Below are 16,717 nucleotides of genomic sequence, written 5' to 3'. Positions count from 1 at the left end.
ACGTGTGGGGGTGGAACGGCGCACGGACCGCCGCGACGTGAACGCGGGTGCGGCCCGGCGACCTGCGCACGCCCGGTGCCCGGCAGGAACGGGGCACCAGGGGGCTGGTCAGTACGCGAACACCCCGGCCGGCGGCCCGCGCCGCACCACGCTGTGCCGCAGCACGGCACCCCCGGGCAGCGGGTGCTCCCCGCCCCGGACACCGAACCGGCGGGCCGGGCCCGCCGCCCCGAGCAGACCCCGCAGCAGCGCCGCGACCAGCGCGAACGCCGACCGCAGGGGCGCCGCCCAGTGCTCGCGCGCGGCCGTCGCGGCCACCCGCACCAGCCGCCACAGCGCCGCCTCGCCGCGCCGCAGCCACCAGCCGGCCACCAGGGCCGCGGCCAGGTGGCCCGCCAGCATCGCCGGCGTCATGCCGAACACGCCGCCCTGCCACCACGGCACGGCCGGGAACGCGGCCGGGTCCAGCCCGGCCGACGACACCAGCTGCTCGGCCGTCGGACCGCCCGGCAGCCCGGTCAGCGTGCCCGGGTGCGCCTCGTTGCAGATCAGCCGGCCGGCCACCTGCGGCAGGGTCAGCGGGCCGGAAGCGCCGTGGTGCATCCCGGCCATCGACGCGGCGCCGGAGTCGCCGACGAGGGCGCCGAAGCCGTGGAAGAGGCAGTGCAGACCCAGCTGGCCCGCGCCCAGTGCACCGGCGATGGCCGCCAGCGAACGCTCCCGCCCGCCGAACGCCACCGCGAGCACCAGCACCGCCGCGAAGCCCGTCGCGAGGGCGGGCGGGGCGACGTCGCCGCCGCCCGTCAGGGCGTGCCCGGCGGCCGCGATCAGGGTGCAGACGAGGGCGAACGGAACGGCCCTGGCAAGCCGCAGGTCCCAGGCGGCGGCCCCCACCGGCGCGTCCGGTGCGGGGGCGCCCGGGTGCGGGGCGGCGGCGAGGGCAGTCATGGCCGGGCCATCATCTCATCGCCTACCACGCCACCGGGGGCAGGGTGGGAAATGCCTACGAATCCCCCGTCCGGCCGAGGCGCGTGCGCTCGCGTGTGCGCCGCTCGGCACAGACCACCGCGCCAGTCCATCCGCCGAACGGGCGGTCGCGGACCTCCGTCACGGTTCACCGGCGGAACGGCCGGAGATACCTAGTTGTATGTGGAGCCGCAGCCAGGAGGGACCTCCCGTGGACATCTGGTGGACTCTGCACCTCAAGCGCGACCCGGCCAGCGTCCCGCTGGCCCGGCGCATCCTGCTCGGTGCCATGGCGACGGCGGGCGTCGACCCGCAGATCGCCGACGACCTCGGCGTCGCGCTCAGCGAGGCCTGCGCCAACGCCGTCGAGCACGGCGCCGGCGGGCGGCCCGACGAGGGCTTCCAGGTCACCGCGTCGATCTGCGGCGACCGCCTGCGGATCGAGGTCACCGACTCCGGCCCGGGCCTGCCCGCGCCGACCGCGGCCCCCTCGCCGCTGCCCCGGCGCCGCCCGCCGGCCCCGCCCCAGGCGCAGGCCCACCCGGCCCCGCGCCGCTCCCGCCGCGGGCGCGCGACCGTCCCCGCCCGGGTGCTGACCGGGCACCGCCCGCGCCGCGACGGCCGCCCCTACGACACCCACGTCCTGCCCTGTCGCCCCCAGCCCCCGACGCTGCGTCCGGTGGACCTCGACACCCTCCCCGACCTCACCGCCGAATCCGGCCGGGGCCTCTTCCTCATCCACGCGCTCACCGACCACGTCCAGCTCCGCAACCACCCCCTGCGGGGGGCGATCGTGAGCTTCGACAAGATCCTCAAGTGGCAGGACGGCGCGCTGCTCCAGGCCGCGTCGTAGTCGCCCCCGGGATCAGTCCTCTTCGACCGCGGTGGTGCGGCGGCGGGTGAGCAGCAGGAGGGCGGCGCCCAGCGCGATGGTGGCGGCGCCGGTGACCGCGATGGGGGTGGAGCCGGTGCCGCCGCCGGTGTCGGCGAGCCGGTCGGCGGTGCGGGCCGGGCTCGGTGCGGCGGCCGGGGCGGTCGTGCCGGAGGCGCCGGCCGGGGCGTGGTCGGTCACCGCGAAGGTGCCGCCGGTGCTCGCGGTCAGCTGGGGGCAGGTGTACTTCTTCGCCGGGGCCGAACCGATCGGCAGCACCTCGGACCTGGCCGCGAACGCGAAGCGGTAGTCCCCGGGTGCCGCGCCCGCTCCGGCCGTCACCCGCACCTGGAGGGTCAGCTTCTGGCCGTGCTCGATCCCGTAGGTGCCGGTGTTCGTCCCCGTGAGCGGCTTCCAGTCGCCGCCGGGCGCGCGCAGCTTGACGTCGAGCCCGGTGGCCGCGCCGTCCTTGCCGGCCAGCGTGAAGGTCGTGGCCAGCTCACGGACCGTGGCGCTGCTGGTGTTGTCGAAGGTCACCGAGAGCTCGCCGGGTGCTCCGCCGGTCACCACGGCGCCGCCGGCCGGGCCGGCGGCGGTGGCCGGCATCGGGGCGGCCATCGGGCCCTCGGGGCAGTTGTAGGGCCACGGCGAGCCGGTGGCCGTCGGGGTCGCGGCGGCGGTGGGCGTGCCGGTCGCAGTGGGCGTCGCCGCCGGAGCGGTGGCGGGCGCGGTCGGTTCCCCGGTGGCCGGGGCGGTCGGGCCCGCCGAGGTCGTGGGGGCCGGGTCGGCGAGGGCCGGGGCGGCGCCGGCGGCGACCGTGCCGGTGGTGAGCACGAGCAGGGCGCAGGCGGCGGGCAGCCGGGGGGAACGCATGGTCGGGGCTCCAGCGGTGGGGTCGGGTGTCGCTACTCCGGCTGGGAAGACCACCGGGAGGCGGGAACGGTTGTCCCCGCCCCCCGGTGAATTGGTCAGCTGTTCGTGCCGGCCTTGCGACGGCGCAGGAAGAACAGGGTGCCGGCGCCCGCGACGAGCACCGCGGCACCGCCGACGGCGATCGGCAGGGTGGTGGACGAGGCACCGGTCTCGGCCAGGTGCGGGCCCGCGGCGGCCGGGGCGGACGGCGACGCGGAGGCGGCGGTGGCCGGGGTGGTGGCGGCCGGGGCGGCGCCGGCCGGGGCGGTGGCGGCACCCGCCTCGGCGACCTGGAAGTTGCCCTCGAAATCGGCGAGGAACTGGGTGCAGGCGTTCGGCTTGGTGTTGGCCGGGGTGGGGACCTTGTCGTTGTCGAACGCGTCCGAGCCGGCCTCGTAGTTGCCGCCGTACTTGCCGGCCGGGGCCTTGGCGTTGGCGGCGATCCGCAGCTGGACGGTGAACTTCTCGCCCTTGGCCAGCTTGAAGTCCTGCATCTGCAGGACGCGGTCCTTGTCGGTCAGCTGCTTCCAGCCGCCGGCGGTCTTCAGCTGGACGGTGAAGAACTCCGGGCTCCAGTCGACCGGGCGCTCCTGCATCTCGTCGGTGAGGTAGAGCGAGTTGTGAACGACCGGCAGGTCGACGCCGCTGTTGTTCTCCCAGGTCAGGCTGACCTCGGCGGCCGGGCCGCCCTTGACCAGGGTGGTGCCGTACAGGCCGGTGCCGGTGACCTTGAGGAGCCCGCTCTGGTAGACGCCGCCGTTGCAGCGGTCGCTGTTGGTCGGCGTCGGGTTGGGCAGGCCGGTCGGCTTGGTGGTCGGCGCGCCCGTGGGGGCGGTCGGCGCCGGGGTGCCCGGGGTGCCCGGGGTGGCCGTCGAGGTGGAGGTCTCGGTGGCGGTCGGGGTCGGCGTGATGCCGACGGCGCTCGCGGTGGCGGTGCCAACCGTGGCGCCGAGCGAGAGCGCCACGAGGGTGGACGCGGCCAGGAGGCGGGAAGAGCGCACGGTCAATGCTCCAGCTTTGGGTGAATTCTGTCCGTTTTCAGGCGACTTGGGGCGGCGACGGCGGGGCGTCGGCGGTGGTCGCGCCCGCGAACCATACCGGCCGGTGGTGGCCTGATCTCGATCAGGGGCTGTCGAAATACGATCGATATAAAGGGACGCTCGGTGCGGCCCGTGGTCCGGCCCGGGTCCGCCCCGGTTGCCGGGCCGTTCGGGGGGTCGGACGATGGGGGCATGATGCACCAGATGCGAGCCGAGTACGGCGCCGGCGGTCCGTCGGACGGGGTGCGGCTGTGGCACGTGGTCCGGGGTGCCGAGCAGGTCGCGATGTGCGGCCGGGAGCTGGAGGCGGGGGCGCCGGTCCGGGACGCGGTGGACTGGGGGAAGACCCCCGAACTCTGCTGCCACACCTGCGGGGCGTACTTCCTGCGCGAGTCGCCGTACCTGGGCGCCGAGCACCAGTAGCGCCCCCGGCGCGCGGGCTACCGTGATCGGCATGGAGGAACCCCTTGTCCGGCCCCGGTCGCTGACCCGCGAGGCCGCCGAACTGCGCGCCGGTGACCCGCCGTTGACCGAGTACGTCGAGCGGCTGTGCGCCCGCGTCGAGCGGATCGACCCGCTGATCCACGCCTTCGTCCCCGAGCCGGGGCGCCACCACCGGCTGCACGAGGAGGCCCGCGCGCTGGCCCGCAGGTACCCCGGGCCGGCCGGGCGGCCGCCGCTGTACGGGGTGGCGGTCGGGATCAAGGACATCATCCACGTGGACGGCCTGCCCACCCACGCCGGATCCGCCCTGCCGCCGGGCGTGCTCGCCGGGCCGCAGGCCGTCGTCGTGGACCGGCTGCGGGCGGCCGGGGCGCTCGTGGCGGGCAAGACGGTGACGGCCGAGTTCGCGGCCACCGCGCCGGGGCCGACCCGCAATCCGCACCACCCGGACCACACCCCGGGCGGGTCGAGCAGCGGTTCGGCGGCGGCGGTCGCGGCCGGGCTGGTGACGCTCGCGGTGGGGACGCAGACGGTCGGCTCGGTGATCCGGCCCGCCGCGTACTGCGGGGTGGTGGGCTTCCGGCCGACGTACGGGCGGATCCCGATGGCGGGGGTGATCCCGAACGCGCCGTCCTTCGACACGCTGGGCGTGTTCGCCGCGGACGTGGCCGGGGCGGCCCTGGCGGCCGGACTGCTCTGCGACGGCTGGGAGCGGGCCGGGGCGGGCGCCGTCCGGAGGCCGCCGGTGCTCGGCGTGCCGGACCGCCGGTACCTGGAGCGGGCCGACGCGGAGGCGCTGCGGGCGTACGACGCGCAGGTGGAGCGGTTCGAGGCGGCCGGGATGACGGTGCGGCGGCTGGGCTTCGGGATCGGGTTCGAGGAGATCGCCCGGCAGTTGCGGACGGTCAACCGCTTCGAGCTGGCCCGCAGCCACGCCGACTGGTTCGCCCGCTTCGGCTCCCTCTACCGCCCGGAGACGGTCGCGAGCATCCGGCAGGGCCAGGCCGTCGCGCCGGAGGACCACGAGGCCGCGCTGCGGGCGCGCGAGCACCTGCGCGAGCTGGTCGCCGGGTCGATGCGCGAGCACGCGGTGGACCTCTGGCTGGCGCCGTCCGCCACCGGCGGGGCGCCGAAGGGCCTGCACGGCACGGGGGACGGGGTGATGTCGCTGCCGTGGAGCCACCTGGGCCTGCCCGCCGTGAGCCTGCCCGCCGGACGGACGGCGGACGGGCTGCCGCTGGGCCTCCAACTCGTGGGCGCGGCAGGGCGGGACGAATCTCTGCTGTCCTTCGCCGCCTTCCTGGAAACGGAGTTGGCGAAGCGCCCGCTCTAGGTGGTGTCGGCCGGTCCGGGCCTTATGCGGCAGTGGAACGGGACTTGACGCATCGTCTGGAGTGCGAGCCGTTCGCCGGAGTCGAGAACCCGTGGCAGCGCGCCTCGACGCCGCTCACCGTCCGGGAAGAGTCCGAAAGAGATCGACGCCCGGATCCCCGTCGTGCACGATGAGGGCGACACCGCGGTCGGCCCCGACCACGCCCACCGGCTCAAGGCCGCCCACGGCGACCGCCCCGGCCTGCTGCTCACCCGGGGCCGGGCCACCGCAGGATCGTCACCGAACCCACCGTCATCGACCAAGCCGTCGGCTGCGTGGCCGCCGGCCAGGAGAGTGCGATCCGATGGAACTGACAGCGCTGTACGCCCGCTCGGTGGAACTGGCCGCCGAGGTCGTCGACACCGTCATGCCGGAGCACCTGGAGCTGGCGACGCCGTGCGGGGACTGGAACCTGCGCCGGCTGATGGAACACGTGGTCGGCCAGCACCAGGGCTTCGCCGCCGCCGCGCGCGGCGCCGGGCCGGACCTCGCGCTGTGGGCCGACGCCCCGGTGGGCGACGACCCGGCGGGCGCCTTCCGGCGCACGGCGGAGGACCTCAAGGAGGCGTTCGCCGAGGCCGCCGCGGCGGACCGGAAGCTGTGGCTGCCCGAGATCCGCGACGGCGGCCCGTTCCCGCTGGAGCTGGCGGTGGGCTTCCAGCTCGTCGACACGCTGGTGCACGGCTGGGACGTCGCGGCCGCCCTCGGCGCGCCGTCCGGCCTCGCCGCGGCCGTCGACGCCGACCCGGTGCTGGCCGGGGCGCTGGTGTCGGTGTCCGAGCTGGTCCCGGCCGGGCCGGAGAGCCGCGGGCCGGACCGCGCGTTCCGCGAGCGCCTCCGGCAGGACGGCGCATACGGGCCGTTCGAGCGCGCGCTGGCGCTGCTCGGCCGCGACCCGGCCTGGACGCCCTGAGCCGGCGGGGCCCCGGACCCCGCCGGGCGGTCAGCCGCGCGGCCGCTCGGGCCCGCGGTCCTCGTCGGGGAATCGCGGCCCGCCGATCAGGAAGAGCAGTGCGGCGGTCGGGAAGCCGAGCCCGGCCGCCAGCACCACGATGAACTGCCAGAACATGTCCCGCTCCTCGTCGATCGGGAGCCGTCGGGGGCGGGGCCGCCGGAACCGTCAGTCCCGGGTGCGGCCCGCCACCCGAAGGTGGACCGCAAACCCGACCGGCCCTGATTGGCCGAATTGTCCACTCGGTATCCGACGGTATGGCCGGATTGCCCCGGCTGCCACCGGACGCCGGTCACCCCGAGGGCCCCGGCTCGCGCCACACCGGCGCAAGGGTCTGGGCGCGGGCCGGGGGAGGCGGCCACACTGTCGGGATGCAGCTACAGCTCGCAGGGGAAGCACGGCGGCCCGGCCGCGAGAGCGAGGACTTCGCGGCGGCTTCGCCGGAAGCGCTGGTACTGCTGGACGGTGCGAGCTCACCGGCCGGCCTGGAGTCCGGCTGCCGGCACGGGACGGCCTGGTACGTCCGCCGGCTGGGCGTGCACCTGCTCGCCCGGCTCACCGACCGGGTGGACCGCTCGATCGCCGAGTGCCTGGCCGACGCCATCGTCGAGACGGCCGCGCTGCACGGCGGCCGGTGCGACCTGGCCCACCCGAACACGCCCGCCGCGATGGTCGTCGCCGCGCGGCGGCACGGCGAGTCGCTGGAGTACCTGGTGCTCGGCGACTCGCTGCTGGTGCTGGAGTTCAAGGACGGCCCGCCGCGGGTGATCGGGGACAACCAGCGCTTCCCCGGCGGCGAGGGCCTGCGCCGGCAGATCTGGCAGACCGTGCCCGGCTCCACCGAGCGGGCCGCGCTGCACATGGAGTACGCGCTCGCCGTCCGCGCCGCGCGCAACACCGGGAACGGCCCGTGGATCGCCGCGGCCAGTCCGCGCGCGGCCGGGCACGCCGAGACGGGCTTCGTCCGGCTGGAGCGCCTGCGGGCGCTGGCGGCGCTGACCGACGGCGCCTCGCGCTACACCGAGCGCTTCGGCCTGGGCAGCTGGGCGGACGCCCTGCGGCTGCTCGCCGAGTCGGGACCGGGGGAGCTGATCGCCCAGGTCCGCGAGGTCGAGCGGGCGGACGCCGCGTGCGAGCGGTGGCCGCGCGGCAAGGCGCAGGACGACGCCTCGGCCGTCTACGCGCTGCTGTAGGCGACCGAGGCGTCCGGGTCCGCGGGTCCGGTCAGTCGACCGGGTGGCCGAAGCTGCCGGACTGGAAGTCCCGCATGGCCTGCTCCAGCTCGCGGTGGCTGTTCATGACGAACGGCCCGTACCAGGCGACCGGCTCCCGGATCGGCTGCCCGCCCAGGAGGATGACGTCCAGGTTGGGGTGCCGGGAGTCCTGCTTGGCGTCGGCGGCGATGGTGATCGTGTCGCCCTCGCCGAACACCGCGGCCTGTCCGCTGCGGATCGGCCGGCGCTCGGCGCCGATCGTGCCGTCGCCGTTCAGGACGTACGCCAGCGCGTTGAAGTCCTGCTTCCACGGCAGGGTGATCTGAGCGCCCGGGGTGACGGTGGCGTGCAGCAGGGTGATCGGGGTGTGGGTGACGCCCGGCCCCTGGTGCCCGCCCAGCTCGCCCGCGATCAGCCGCAGGATCGAGCCGCCGTCCGGGGTGGAGAGCAGCTTGACGTGGCCGCCGTGGATGTCCTGGTAGCGCGGGGCGGTCATCTTGTCGGACGCCGGGAGGTTGACCCACAGCTGGATGCCGTGGAACAGGCCGCCGGACAGCACCAGCGACTCCGGCGGGGTCTCGATGTGCAGGATGCCGGAGCCGGCCGTCATCCACTGGGTGTCGCCGCCGCCGAGGTGGCCACCGCCGCCGTGCGAGTCCTTGTGGATGAACTCGCCGTCGATCAGGTAGGTGACGGTCTCGAAGCCGCGGTGCGGGTGCCAGGGCGTGCCCTTGGGCTCGCCGGCGGCGTACTCCACCTCGCCCATCTGGTCCATCATGATGAACGGGTCGAGGTACTTGGTGTTGATCTTGGCGAAGGCGCGGCGCACCGGGAAGCCCTCGCCCTCGAAGCCCTCGGGCGCGGTGACCACGGTGAGGACGGGCCGTGCACTGGTGGCGGCGGGGTCGGGGGTGGCGACGCGCGGGAGGGTCAGCGGGTTCTCGACGGTCACGGCGGGCATGTCGGCCTCCTTCGGGGGGTTCCTCTGGCCTACGTCCACGAGAGTAGTTCAATTCTCAACAAGTAGCAAGTTGAAAGTTGAACTATGTGGGTGTGGCGGAGTTCGGCTCCTGCTTCGGACGTCCCGCTCCAGGCTGTCTCAGCCGTACATGCGGCGCATGGTGAAGTCCACCATCTGCTCCACGGCCTTCGCGTCGAAGACCATCCGGTGCTCGCCCTCCATGTCCAGTGCGAAGCCGTAGCCGGTCGGCAGGAGGTCCAGGACCTCGGCGCCGGTCACGGTGAAGTGCTTGGAGTCCTTGCCGGCGTAGCGGCGCAGCTCCTTCAGCGAGCTGAACATCGGGATCACCGGCGTGGGCGTGTTGTGCAGCGCCAGGAAGCCGGGGCGCTCACCGCGCGGGCAGTGCACCTTGGAGGTGATGAAGATGGCCTGGAAGTCCTCGACGGCCATCGACCCGGTGGTGAAGGCCCGGACGGCGTCCGCGAGGGACGGCGGGGACGGTTCCGGGTAGAGCGACTGCTGGGACGCCTGGGACTGCGCGCCGTAGGCGTCGGCGCCGGGCATGCCGTTCATGCCCGGCTGCGGACCCGCCTGCTGCTGGTAGGGGTCGCCCGGGTATGCGTTCTGGTCATATCCGTACACACGGACAGGCTAGCGGGAGCGCACCCGCCCGTGCTGGCGTCGATCCTGACAAGGAGTCGTCGTCCCGCCTTGTGGGACGTGACCACGTTCATAGCGGATTCACCGCCGGGGGCTTGCCCAAGTTACCGCTGGGTAGCATCATGATGCCTACTGGTGGGTACGGGACGCCCGAACGCGGCGGTCACCCGGAAGCGACGAACCGGAGAAAACGGCCATGGGTCACTACAAGTCCAACCTGCGGGACGTGGAGTTCAACCTCTTCGAGGTGTTCGGCCGCGACCAGGTGTACGGCACCGGACCGTTCGCCGACATGGACGTCGAGACCGCGAAGAACATCCTGAGCGAGATCGCGCGCCTCGCCGAGAACGACCTCGCCGCGTCCTTCGTCGACGCCGACCGCAACCCGCCGGTCTTCGACCCGGAGACCAACACCGCCCCGGTCCCGGCCACGTTCAAGAAGAGCTACCAGACCTTCATGGACGCCGAGTGGTGGCGCCTGGGCATCCCGGAGTCCATCGGCGGCCAGGTCACCCCGAACTCGCTGATCTGGGCCTTCGCCGAGCAGATCCTCGGCTCGAACCCGGCCATCTGGATGTACTCCTCCGGCCCGGCCTTCGCCGGCGTCATCGCCGAGGAGGGCACCGAGGAGCAGCTGGAGGTCGCCAAGCGGATGACCGACCGCCTGTGGGGCTCCACCATGGTCCTCACCGAGCCCGACGCGGGCTCCGACGTGGGCGCCGGCCGCACGAAGGCGATCCGGCAGGAGGACGGCTCCTGGCACATCGAGGGCGTCAAGCGCTTCATCACCTCGGGCGAGCACGACATGTCCGAGAACATCATCCACATGGTGCTGGCCCGCCCCGAGGGCGGTAAGCCGGGCACCAAGGGCCTCGGTCTGTTCATCGTCCCGAAGTTCGACTTCGACTGGGAGACCGGCGAGCTCGGCGAGCGCAACGGCGTCTACGCCACCAACGTCGAGCACAAGATGGGCCTCAAGGCCTCGAACACCTGCGAGATGACCTTCGGTGCCAAGCACCCGGCCAAGGGCTGGCTGCTCGGCGAGAAGGTCGACGGCATCCGCCAGATGTTCAAGATCATCGAGTTCGCCCGCATGATGGTCGGCACGAAGGCCATCGCCACCCTCTCCACCGGCTACCTGAACGCCCTGGAGTACGCCAAGGAGCGCGTGCAGGGCGCCGACATCTCGCAGTTCCTGGACAAGACCGCCCCGCGCGTCACCATCACCCACCACCCGGACGTGCGCCGCTCGCTGCTGACCCAGAAGGCCTACGCCGAGGGCATGCGCGCGCTGGTCCTGTTCACCGCGTCCACCCAGGACGACATGATGGCCGCCAAGCTGCGCGGTGAGCACGACGAGGCCGCCGAGCGCCTGAACGACCTGCTCCTGCCGATCGTCAAGGGCTACGGCTCGGAGAAGTCCTACGAGCAGCTCGCCCAGTCCCTGCAGACCTTCGGTGGCTCCGGCTACCTGCAGGAGTACCCGATCGAGCAGTACATCCGCGACGCCAAGATCGACACCCTCTACGAGGGCACCACGGCGATCCAGGGCCAGGACTTCTTCTTCCGCAAGATCGTCAAGGACGGCGGCCAGGCCCTCACCGCGCTGTCCGAGCAGATCCAGAAGTTCCTCGCCTCGGCCGAGGGCGGCGACGCCCTGGCCGCCGAGCGCGAGCTGCTCGCCAAGGCCGCCGGCGACCTGGAGGGCATCGTCGGCAAGCTGCTGGCCGACCTCTCCTCGGTCGAGCAGGACGTCAAGAACATGTACAAGGTGGGCCTCAACACCACCCGCCTGCTGATGGTCTCCGGCGACGTCGTGGTCGGCTGGCTGCTGCTGCGCCAGGCCGCGGTGGCCCTGGCCAAGCTGGAGGCCGGCGCCTCGGAGAAGGACGTCCCGTTCTACCAGGGCAAGGTCGCGGCGGCCCGCTTCTTCGCCAAGAACGTCCTGCCGACCGTCGCCCCGCAGCGCCTGATCGCCGAGGGCATCGACAACGAGATCATGGACCTGGCGGAGGAGGCCTTCTAAGGCCCTCGCGCTACCCGAACCACCTGGCGAAACCCTCATGGCGAAGGGCCCGACCCACTCGGTCGGGCCCTTCGCCATTCCCCGCTCACCCGCTCCGCAGGGCCTTCAGCGGGTCCGTGCGGGCCGCCCGGAGCGCCGGGTACAGGCCGGCCAGGAGACCCACCAGCGTGCCGATCAGCGGGGCCGGCAGGGTGGCGGCGGGCTGGAGCACGGCGGTCCAGCCGCGGGCGGCGGCGACCCCGACCACCGTCACCACGCCGAGGCTCGTGCCGACCAGGCCGCCCAGGGTGCCCAGCGCGGTCGACTCGGTGAGGAACTGGGCCGCGACGTGGCCGGTACGCGCGCCCAGCGAGCGGCGCAGCCCGATCTCCTCCGTCCGCTCCAGCACGGCCACCAGCGTCGTGTTGGCGATGCCGACCGCGCCGACCAGCAGGCAGATGCCGGCCAGGCCGAGGAACAGACCGGTCAGGTCGGAGGTCACGCCGTCCCGCAGGCCGTGCGGGTCCGGCGGCGGCACGACGGTGAACGCCTGCGGGGCGTCCGGCCGCAGGGCGAGCGGGATCTGCGCGGCCACCACCGGCGCCGCGCCGACCCTGGTCGCCACCAGGGCCTGGACGCCGCGGTCCGGCTGCGGGGCCGGGTCGCCGTAGCGCTCCAGCGCCGTACTGGCGGGGATCACCAGGCCGAGCAGGGCGCCCGGCTGCCGCCGGACGTCCGCGTAGACGCCGATCACCGTGTACGGGACGGCGTCGATGAACACCGCGGGCCGGGCGTCCAGCCGGCTCACCCCGAGGCGCCGCGCCGCGGCCTCGCTCAGCAGCACCACCGGCTGCGCCGTCCGCTGGACGAACGGGTCCATGGTGACGCCGGCCGTCAGCGTCGGCTCCATCGCGGCGACGGCGCCCGGTGTGGCCGCGAACACGGACAGGCCGGCGCCCTCGTCCGGGCCGTCCGGGCGGGCGGAGACCGCCGGGGCGCCGGGGAGCGGCCACCAGACGCCGCCGGCCCGGACGCCGTCGATCGCGGCGAGGCGCCGGTCGGTGTCCGCGGGGAAGTCGCTCGGCGGGTTGGTGCCGGGGGCGGCGCCGTCGGTGCGCGGGTGGCCGGTCACCGTGACGGTGGTCGCCGCGGTCAGGCTGAACCGGGCGCCGATCTGGCCGGCGGCCGTCGCGGTGAGGCCGAGCACGGCGACGAACGCGCCGATGCCCAGCACCGTGCCCAGCATCGTCAGCGCCGAGCGGGCGGGGCGCTGCAGGACGCCGGCGAGCGCCTCGGCGAGGAGGTCGCGCGGGCTCAGCCGGGAGGGCGGCCCGGGCAGTGCGGGGCGGCGCCTCACGGGGCCGCCGCCCCGGCCTCGGCCAGCACGCCGTCGCGGATGGCCACCCGGCGGTCGGCGCGCGCGGCGACGGCCGGGTCGTGGGTGATCACCACCAGCGTGTAGCCCTGGGCGTGCAGGGCGTCGAACCGCTCCAGGACGGTCTCCGTGCCGGCCGAGTCCAGGTTCCCGGTCGGCTCGTCGCACAGCAGCAGGCTCGGCCGGTTCACCAGGGCGCGGGCGATCGCCACCCGCTGGCGCTCGCCGCCGGACATCGTGCCGGGCAGCGCCTCCGTGCGGTGGCCGAGCCCGACCAGGCGCAGCGCCTCCAGGGCGGCGGCGCGGCGGGCCCGCGGCGGGGTGCGGTTGTAGACCTGGGCGAGGGCGACGTTCTCTGCCGCGGTGCGGTGCGCCAGCAGGTGGAAGGACTGGAAGACGAAGCCGATCCGGCGCCCGCGCAGCGTCGAGCGGTCCCGGTCGCGCAGGCCGCCGGTGTCGATGCCGTCCAGCTCGTAGCGGCCGGTGGTGGGGGTGTCGAGCAGGCCGAGCAGGTGCAGCAGCGTGGACTTGCCGGAGCCGGACGGGCCGGTGACGGCGAGGTACTCGCCGCGGCGGACGGTCAGGTCGCAGGGGCGCAGGGCGACCACCGGCGGGTGGCCGGGGTGGGTGCGGCCCACGCCGGAGAGGGCGATGACCGGGGGCCCGGGGGTCACTTCCCGACCACCACCCGGTCGCCGGGGCGCAGTCCGGCGCCGTCCGCCGGGGTCACGGCCACCATGCCGTCGGCGGAGACGCCGGTGTTCACGGGGACGGCGGTCCGGCTGCCGGCCGCGTCGACCCTGGTGACGGACGTCCGTCCGGCGGCGTCGGTCGAGACGGCGGCCACCGGGACGGCGGTGACGGGGGCGCTCGCCGCGTCCCGGCGGATCGTGAGGCGGACGTTCTTCCCGTTCAGGGCGGGTGGGAGCGGGCCGCTCGGGGTGATCGTGACGGGGACGTAACTCGGCGTTCCGGCCGCGTTGTTGGGTGGTGCCCCGGCGGCGCCGCCCGTCGCGCCGCCGACCGTGCCCGGCCCGCCCGGGGGTGCGCCGCCGGGTGCCGCCGCTCCGCCGCCGAGGGTGATCACCCTGCCGGCCGGGGGCGTGGTCGTCGGGGCGCCGACCTCGGTGACCGTGCCGGACACGGTGGTGCCGGTGTCCTCGGCGAGGATCTCCGCGGCCATGCCCGGCTTGACGCCCGCCGCCTGGCCCGGTGTCAGCTGGCCGGTGACGTCCAGGCCGCCGCTGGTCAGCGACAGCAGCGTGCCGGCGGCGGGCGAGCCCACCGACCCGTTGACGGCGGTGACGGCGGCCGGGAGCACGGGCAGGAACAGCACGTGGGCGGCGGGCACCATCGGGCCGTTCACCGCCCTGGCCTTCTCCAGTGCGACCTGGTCGGCGGCCAACTGCTTCCTGGCGGCGGCCAGTTGCTGGTCGATGTCGACGTCGATGTCGGGGCCCGGTGCCGGGGGTGTGGCGGGTGTTGCGGGAGTGGCGGCCGGGGCGGGTGCCTGGGTGGCGCCGGCCCGTTTCCGCGCGGTGAGGCCGTCCACCGTCCGGCGGTCGGCGTCCACCGCCTTCTGCGCCGTGTCCACAGCCTGCTGGGTGGTGGCGCCGGTGGTCGGCACCGGGTAGCCGAGCCCGCGGTAGAACGCCGTCACCGCCGCCGCCGTCCCCGGGCCGAACGTCCCCTTGTCGTCGTCGCCGATCGGGTGCCCCAACCCCGACAGCGCGTCCTGGAGTTCGGCGACGTCCGGGCCGGTGGCGCCCGGCTTGACGTCCCGGTACGCGGGCACCGGCCCCGGCAGCGCGAACAGCGGCTGCCCGGACACCTCCGCGAGCAGCCGACCCGCCGCCGCGGTGTCCCCGGTCCTGACCCCGAGCTTCGACACGAACAGCCGGGTGATCTCCGGCGACGCGGCCGACGGCACCACGTCGTACTGCGCCGGCGGGTACACCACCGCCCGCGCCGTCACCGACCTCGTCAGCACCTGGCTCACCACGGGCGCGGTGAGCAGGCTCTCCGGCGGCGGCGCCGTCCGGGCCGCGCGTTCGGCCGGCGACTTCACGAACGCCGCGGCCCCCAGCCCGCCGACCGCCACCAGCGCCGCCGCCACCGCCACCCCCACCAGCACCCGCCTGCGCCGGGCACCCCGGGACGGCCCGGCCGGCGGATCGGCGACCTCGTCGTCGGCGCCCCCGGCGGTCATCGTCGTTGTGGTCAACGCGCCCCTCCCCACGGTGACTTCACTGCACCGAAGTATCGTCGACCGGACGCCGCCGCGGTCCGGAATCGGCCGCCCGGCCGGTCCGTCGCGCCACCGCCGGCGCCCGCGGCCCCCGGCGGGCGGATGACCGTCTGCGACCAGGGGCGTTCACTGGGTGAAAGGTGCTGGGGGCGACGGTACTTCACGGTTGTGTCTGTGTTTCGCATCCGTTGTGAGGTTGCGAGTGCCCTGTCCGTGTACGGGCATATGCTCAGGGTGCGAAGCCGACCCCCATTCGGCTCCGACCCTCCATCGACTCAGGAGCAGTATGTCGCCCGCCGCCCGACAGGCGTTCTTCGACCGGACGCACACCGATGATCTGATCGCGTTCCTCGGAACCTCGCCTTCCCCGTACCACGCGGTCGCGAGCGCCGCCGAGCGGCTGGAGAAGGCGGGCTTCCGGCAGGTCGCCGAGACGGACGCGTGGGACGCCGCGGCCGGTGGGCGCTACGTCATCCGCGGCGGCGCGCTCATCGCCTGGTACCTGCCCGAGGGCGCCGGGCCCGAGACGCCCTTCCGCGTGGTCGGGACGCACACCGACTCGCCGAACCTGCGGGTCAAGCCGGTGCCGGACACCGGCTCGGCCGGCTGGCGGCAGGTCGCGGTGGAGATCTACGGCGGCGTCCCGCTGAACACCTGGCTCGACCGGGACCTCGGCCTGTCCGGCCGGCTGGCCCTGAAGGACGGCAGCTGGCGCCTGGTGCAGCTGGACGAGCCGCTGCTGCGCGTGCCGCAGCTGGCGATCCACCTGGACCGCCAGGTCAACGACGGCATGAAGCTCGACAAGCAGCGCCACCTCACCCCGATCTGGGGCCTCGGCCCGGTCGACGAGGGCGGCCTGATCTCCTACGTCGCCCAGCGGGCCGGCCTGGAGCCGGCCGACGTGGTCGGCTGGGATCTCATGACGCACGACGTGCAGCCCGCCTCCTACCTCGGCCGCGACCGCGAGCTGCTGGCCGGCCCGCGCCTGGACAACCTGCTGTCCGTGCACGCGGCCACCGCGGCGCTCGCCGCCGTCGCCACCGCCGAGGGCGCCGCCGACCTGCCGTACATCCCGGTGCTGGCCGCCTTCGACCACGAGGAGACCGGCAGCGAGTCGGACACCGGCGCGCAGAGCCCGCTGCTCGGCAACGTCCTGGACCGCACCGTCTACGCGCGCGGCGGCTCCCCGGAGGACCGCGCCCGGGCGCTGGCCGGCACCGTCTGCCTCTCCTCGGACATGGGCCACGCGATCCACCCGAACTACACCGAGCGGCACGAGCCGGGCCACCACCCGATGCCGAACGGCGGCCCGATCCTCAAGGTCAACGTCAACAACCGCTACGCGACCGACGGCGTCGGCCGGGCCGTGTTCGCGGCGGCCTGCGAGCGGGCCGGCGTGCCGTGGCAGTCCTTCGTCTCCAACAACGCCATGCCCTGCGGCACGACGATCGGCCCGATCACCGCGGCCCGCCTCGGCATCAGGACGGTCGACTGCGGCATCGCGGCGCTGTCCATGCACTCGGCGCGCGAGCTGTGCGGTGCGGACGACCCGTACCTGCTGGCCGGCGCGATCAAGGCCTTCCTGGAGGGCTGACGCGCCCGGACGTGGGGGGGGGGGGGGGGGGGGGCGGCCCCCGGGGGCCGGGGCCCCGCGGGCGGGGGCGCCGCCGCACGCCGCGCCCCCCCCCCGGGCCCGG

Annotated in this window: 16 protein-coding genes; 7 read left to right on the top strand and 9 right to left on the bottom strand. The window is 74.8% G+C overall.

The window, feature by feature from the left end; all coding sequences use genetic code 11:
• Positions 1-108: 108 nt before the first annotated feature.
• Positions 109-948 carry a hypothetical protein gene (locus ACFVSN_RS15015; RefSeq protein ID WP_387955372.1) on the bottom strand — a complete coding sequence of 280 codons (840 nt, stop codon included), beginning with the start codon at positions 946-948 and terminating at the stop codon, positions 109-111.
• Positions 949-1,177: 229 nt separating this feature from the next.
• Here ACFVSN_RS15015 and ACFVSN_RS15010 point away from each other — a divergent pair, with 229 nt between their 5' ends.
• A complete protein-coding gene (locus ACFVSN_RS15010) occupies positions 1,178-1,819 on the top strand; it encodes an ATP-binding protein (RefSeq protein WP_380440745.1) in 642 nt (213 codons plus the stop codon).
• A 12-nt stretch (positions 1,820-1,831) separates the two neighbouring features.
• Here ACFVSN_RS15010 and ACFVSN_RS15005 read toward each other — a convergent pair whose 3' ends face one another.
• The gene (locus ACFVSN_RS15005) at positions 1,832-2,710 is read right to left on the bottom strand and encodes an NEW3 domain-containing protein (RefSeq protein ID WP_387955370.1); all 879 of its coding nucleotides are present in this window, start codon (positions 2,708-2,710) and stop codon (positions 1,832-1,834) included.
• A gap of 95 nt (positions 2,711-2,805) precedes the next feature.
• The gene (locus ACFVSN_RS15000; RefSeq protein ID WP_387955368.1) at positions 2,806-3,750 is read right to left on the bottom strand and encodes an LAETG motif-containing sortase-dependent surface protein; all 945 of its coding nucleotides are present in this window, start codon (positions 3,748-3,750) and stop codon (positions 2,806-2,808) included.
• A 231-nt stretch (positions 3,751-3,981) separates the two neighbouring features.
• Between ACFVSN_RS15000 and ACFVSN_RS14995 the strand changes: the two genes are divergently transcribed.
• From ACFVSN_RS14995 to ACFVSN_RS14985, 3 genes are all read left to right on the top strand, one after another.
• Positions 3,982-4,212, top strand: coding sequence for a hypothetical protein (locus tag ACFVSN_RS14995; RefSeq protein WP_380440739.1), 231 nt, complete (start codon positions 3,982-3,984; stop codon positions 4,210-4,212).
• A gap of 31 nt (positions 4,213-4,243) precedes the next feature.
• Positions 4,244-5,566 (top strand): amidase, encoded by a 1,323-nt coding sequence (locus ACFVSN_RS14990; protein ID WP_387955366.1) that lies wholly within the window; start codon positions 4,244-4,246, stop codon positions 5,564-5,566.
• Positions 5,567-5,909: 343 nt separating this feature from the next.
• Entirely contained in the window at positions 5,910-6,518 is a 609-nt protein-coding gene (locus ACFVSN_RS14985; protein ID WP_387955364.1) for a TIGR03086 family metal-binding protein, read from the top strand.
• 30 nt (positions 6,519-6,548) lie between these two features.
• Here the strand turns inward: ACFVSN_RS14985 and ACFVSN_RS14980 are convergent, their stop codons facing one another.
• The gene (locus ACFVSN_RS14980; protein WP_387955363.1) at positions 6,549-6,674 is read right to left on the bottom strand and encodes a hypothetical protein; all 126 of its coding nucleotides are present in this window, start codon (positions 6,672-6,674) and stop codon (positions 6,549-6,551) included.
• A 254-nt stretch (positions 6,675-6,928) separates the two neighbouring features.
• Between ACFVSN_RS14980 and ACFVSN_RS14975 the strand changes: the two genes are divergently transcribed.
• Positions 6,929-7,750: an integrase gene (locus ACFVSN_RS14975; protein WP_380440731.1), complete on the top strand. Its 822-nt coding sequence runs from the start codon at positions 6,929-6,931 to the stop codon at positions 7,748-7,750.
• Positions 7,751-7,781: 31 nt separating this feature from the next.
• On the opposite strand, the gene ACFVSN_RS14970 is transcribed toward ACFVSN_RS14975, so the two are convergent.
• Both ACFVSN_RS14970 and ACFVSN_RS14965 read right to left on the bottom strand, forming a co-directional pair.
• Positions 7,782-8,732, bottom strand: coding sequence for a pirin family protein (locus ACFVSN_RS14970; protein ID WP_387955361.1), 951 nt, complete (start codon positions 8,730-8,732; stop codon positions 7,782-7,784).
• 138 nt (positions 8,733-8,870) lie between these two features.
• A complete protein-coding gene (locus tag ACFVSN_RS14965) occupies positions 8,871-9,374 on the bottom strand; it encodes an SseB family protein (protein ID WP_380440727.1) in 504 nt (167 codons plus the stop codon).
• A gap of 214 nt (positions 9,375-9,588) precedes the next feature.
• On the opposite strand from ACFVSN_RS14965, the gene ACFVSN_RS14960 reads away from it, so the two are divergent.
• Positions 9,589-11,418 (top strand): acyl-CoA dehydrogenase, encoded by a 1,830-nt coding sequence (locus ACFVSN_RS14960; protein WP_380440725.1) that lies wholly within the window; start codon positions 9,589-9,591, stop codon positions 11,416-11,418.
• Positions 11,419-11,503: 85 nt separating this feature from the next.
• On the opposite strand, the gene ACFVSN_RS14955 is transcribed toward ACFVSN_RS14960, so the two are convergent.
• From ACFVSN_RS14955 to ACFVSN_RS14945, 3 genes are read right to left on the bottom strand one after another with little or no spacing between them, the layout of a single operon-like run.
• Positions 11,504-12,754, bottom strand: coding sequence for an ABC transporter permease (locus tag ACFVSN_RS14955; RefSeq protein WP_380509810.1), 1,251 nt, complete (start codon positions 12,752-12,754; stop codon positions 11,504-11,506).
• The gene (locus ACFVSN_RS14950; RefSeq protein ID WP_380497145.1) at positions 12,751-13,446 is read right to left on the bottom strand and encodes an ABC transporter ATP-binding protein; all 696 of its coding nucleotides are present in this window, start codon (positions 13,444-13,446) and stop codon (positions 12,751-12,753) included. Before ACFVSN_RS14950 ends, ACFVSN_RS14955 begins: the two co-directional genes overlap by 4 nt.
• The gene (locus tag ACFVSN_RS14945; RefSeq protein ID WP_387955359.1) at positions 13,443-14,996 is read right to left on the bottom strand and encodes a peptidoglycan-binding protein; all 1,554 of its coding nucleotides are present in this window, start codon (positions 14,994-14,996) and stop codon (positions 13,443-13,445) included. Before ACFVSN_RS14945 ends, ACFVSN_RS14950 begins: the two co-directional genes overlap by 4 nt.
• Positions 14,997-15,306: 310 nt before the next feature.
• Between ACFVSN_RS14945 and ACFVSN_RS14940 the strand changes: the two genes are divergently transcribed.
• Positions 15,307-16,614, top strand: a complete 1,308-nt coding sequence (locus tag ACFVSN_RS14940) for a M18 family aminopeptidase (RefSeq protein WP_380440717.1) — start codon at positions 15,307-15,309, stop codon at positions 16,612-16,614.
• Positions 16,615-16,717: the final 103 nt, after the last annotated feature.

It is taken from the genome of Kitasatospora sp. NPDC057904, assembly GCF_042887925.1.
Lineage (GTDB): Bacteria > Actinomycetota > Actinomycetes > Streptomycetales > Streptomycetaceae > Kitasatospora.
This window is presented reverse-complemented; position numbering and strand designations above follow the sequence as displayed.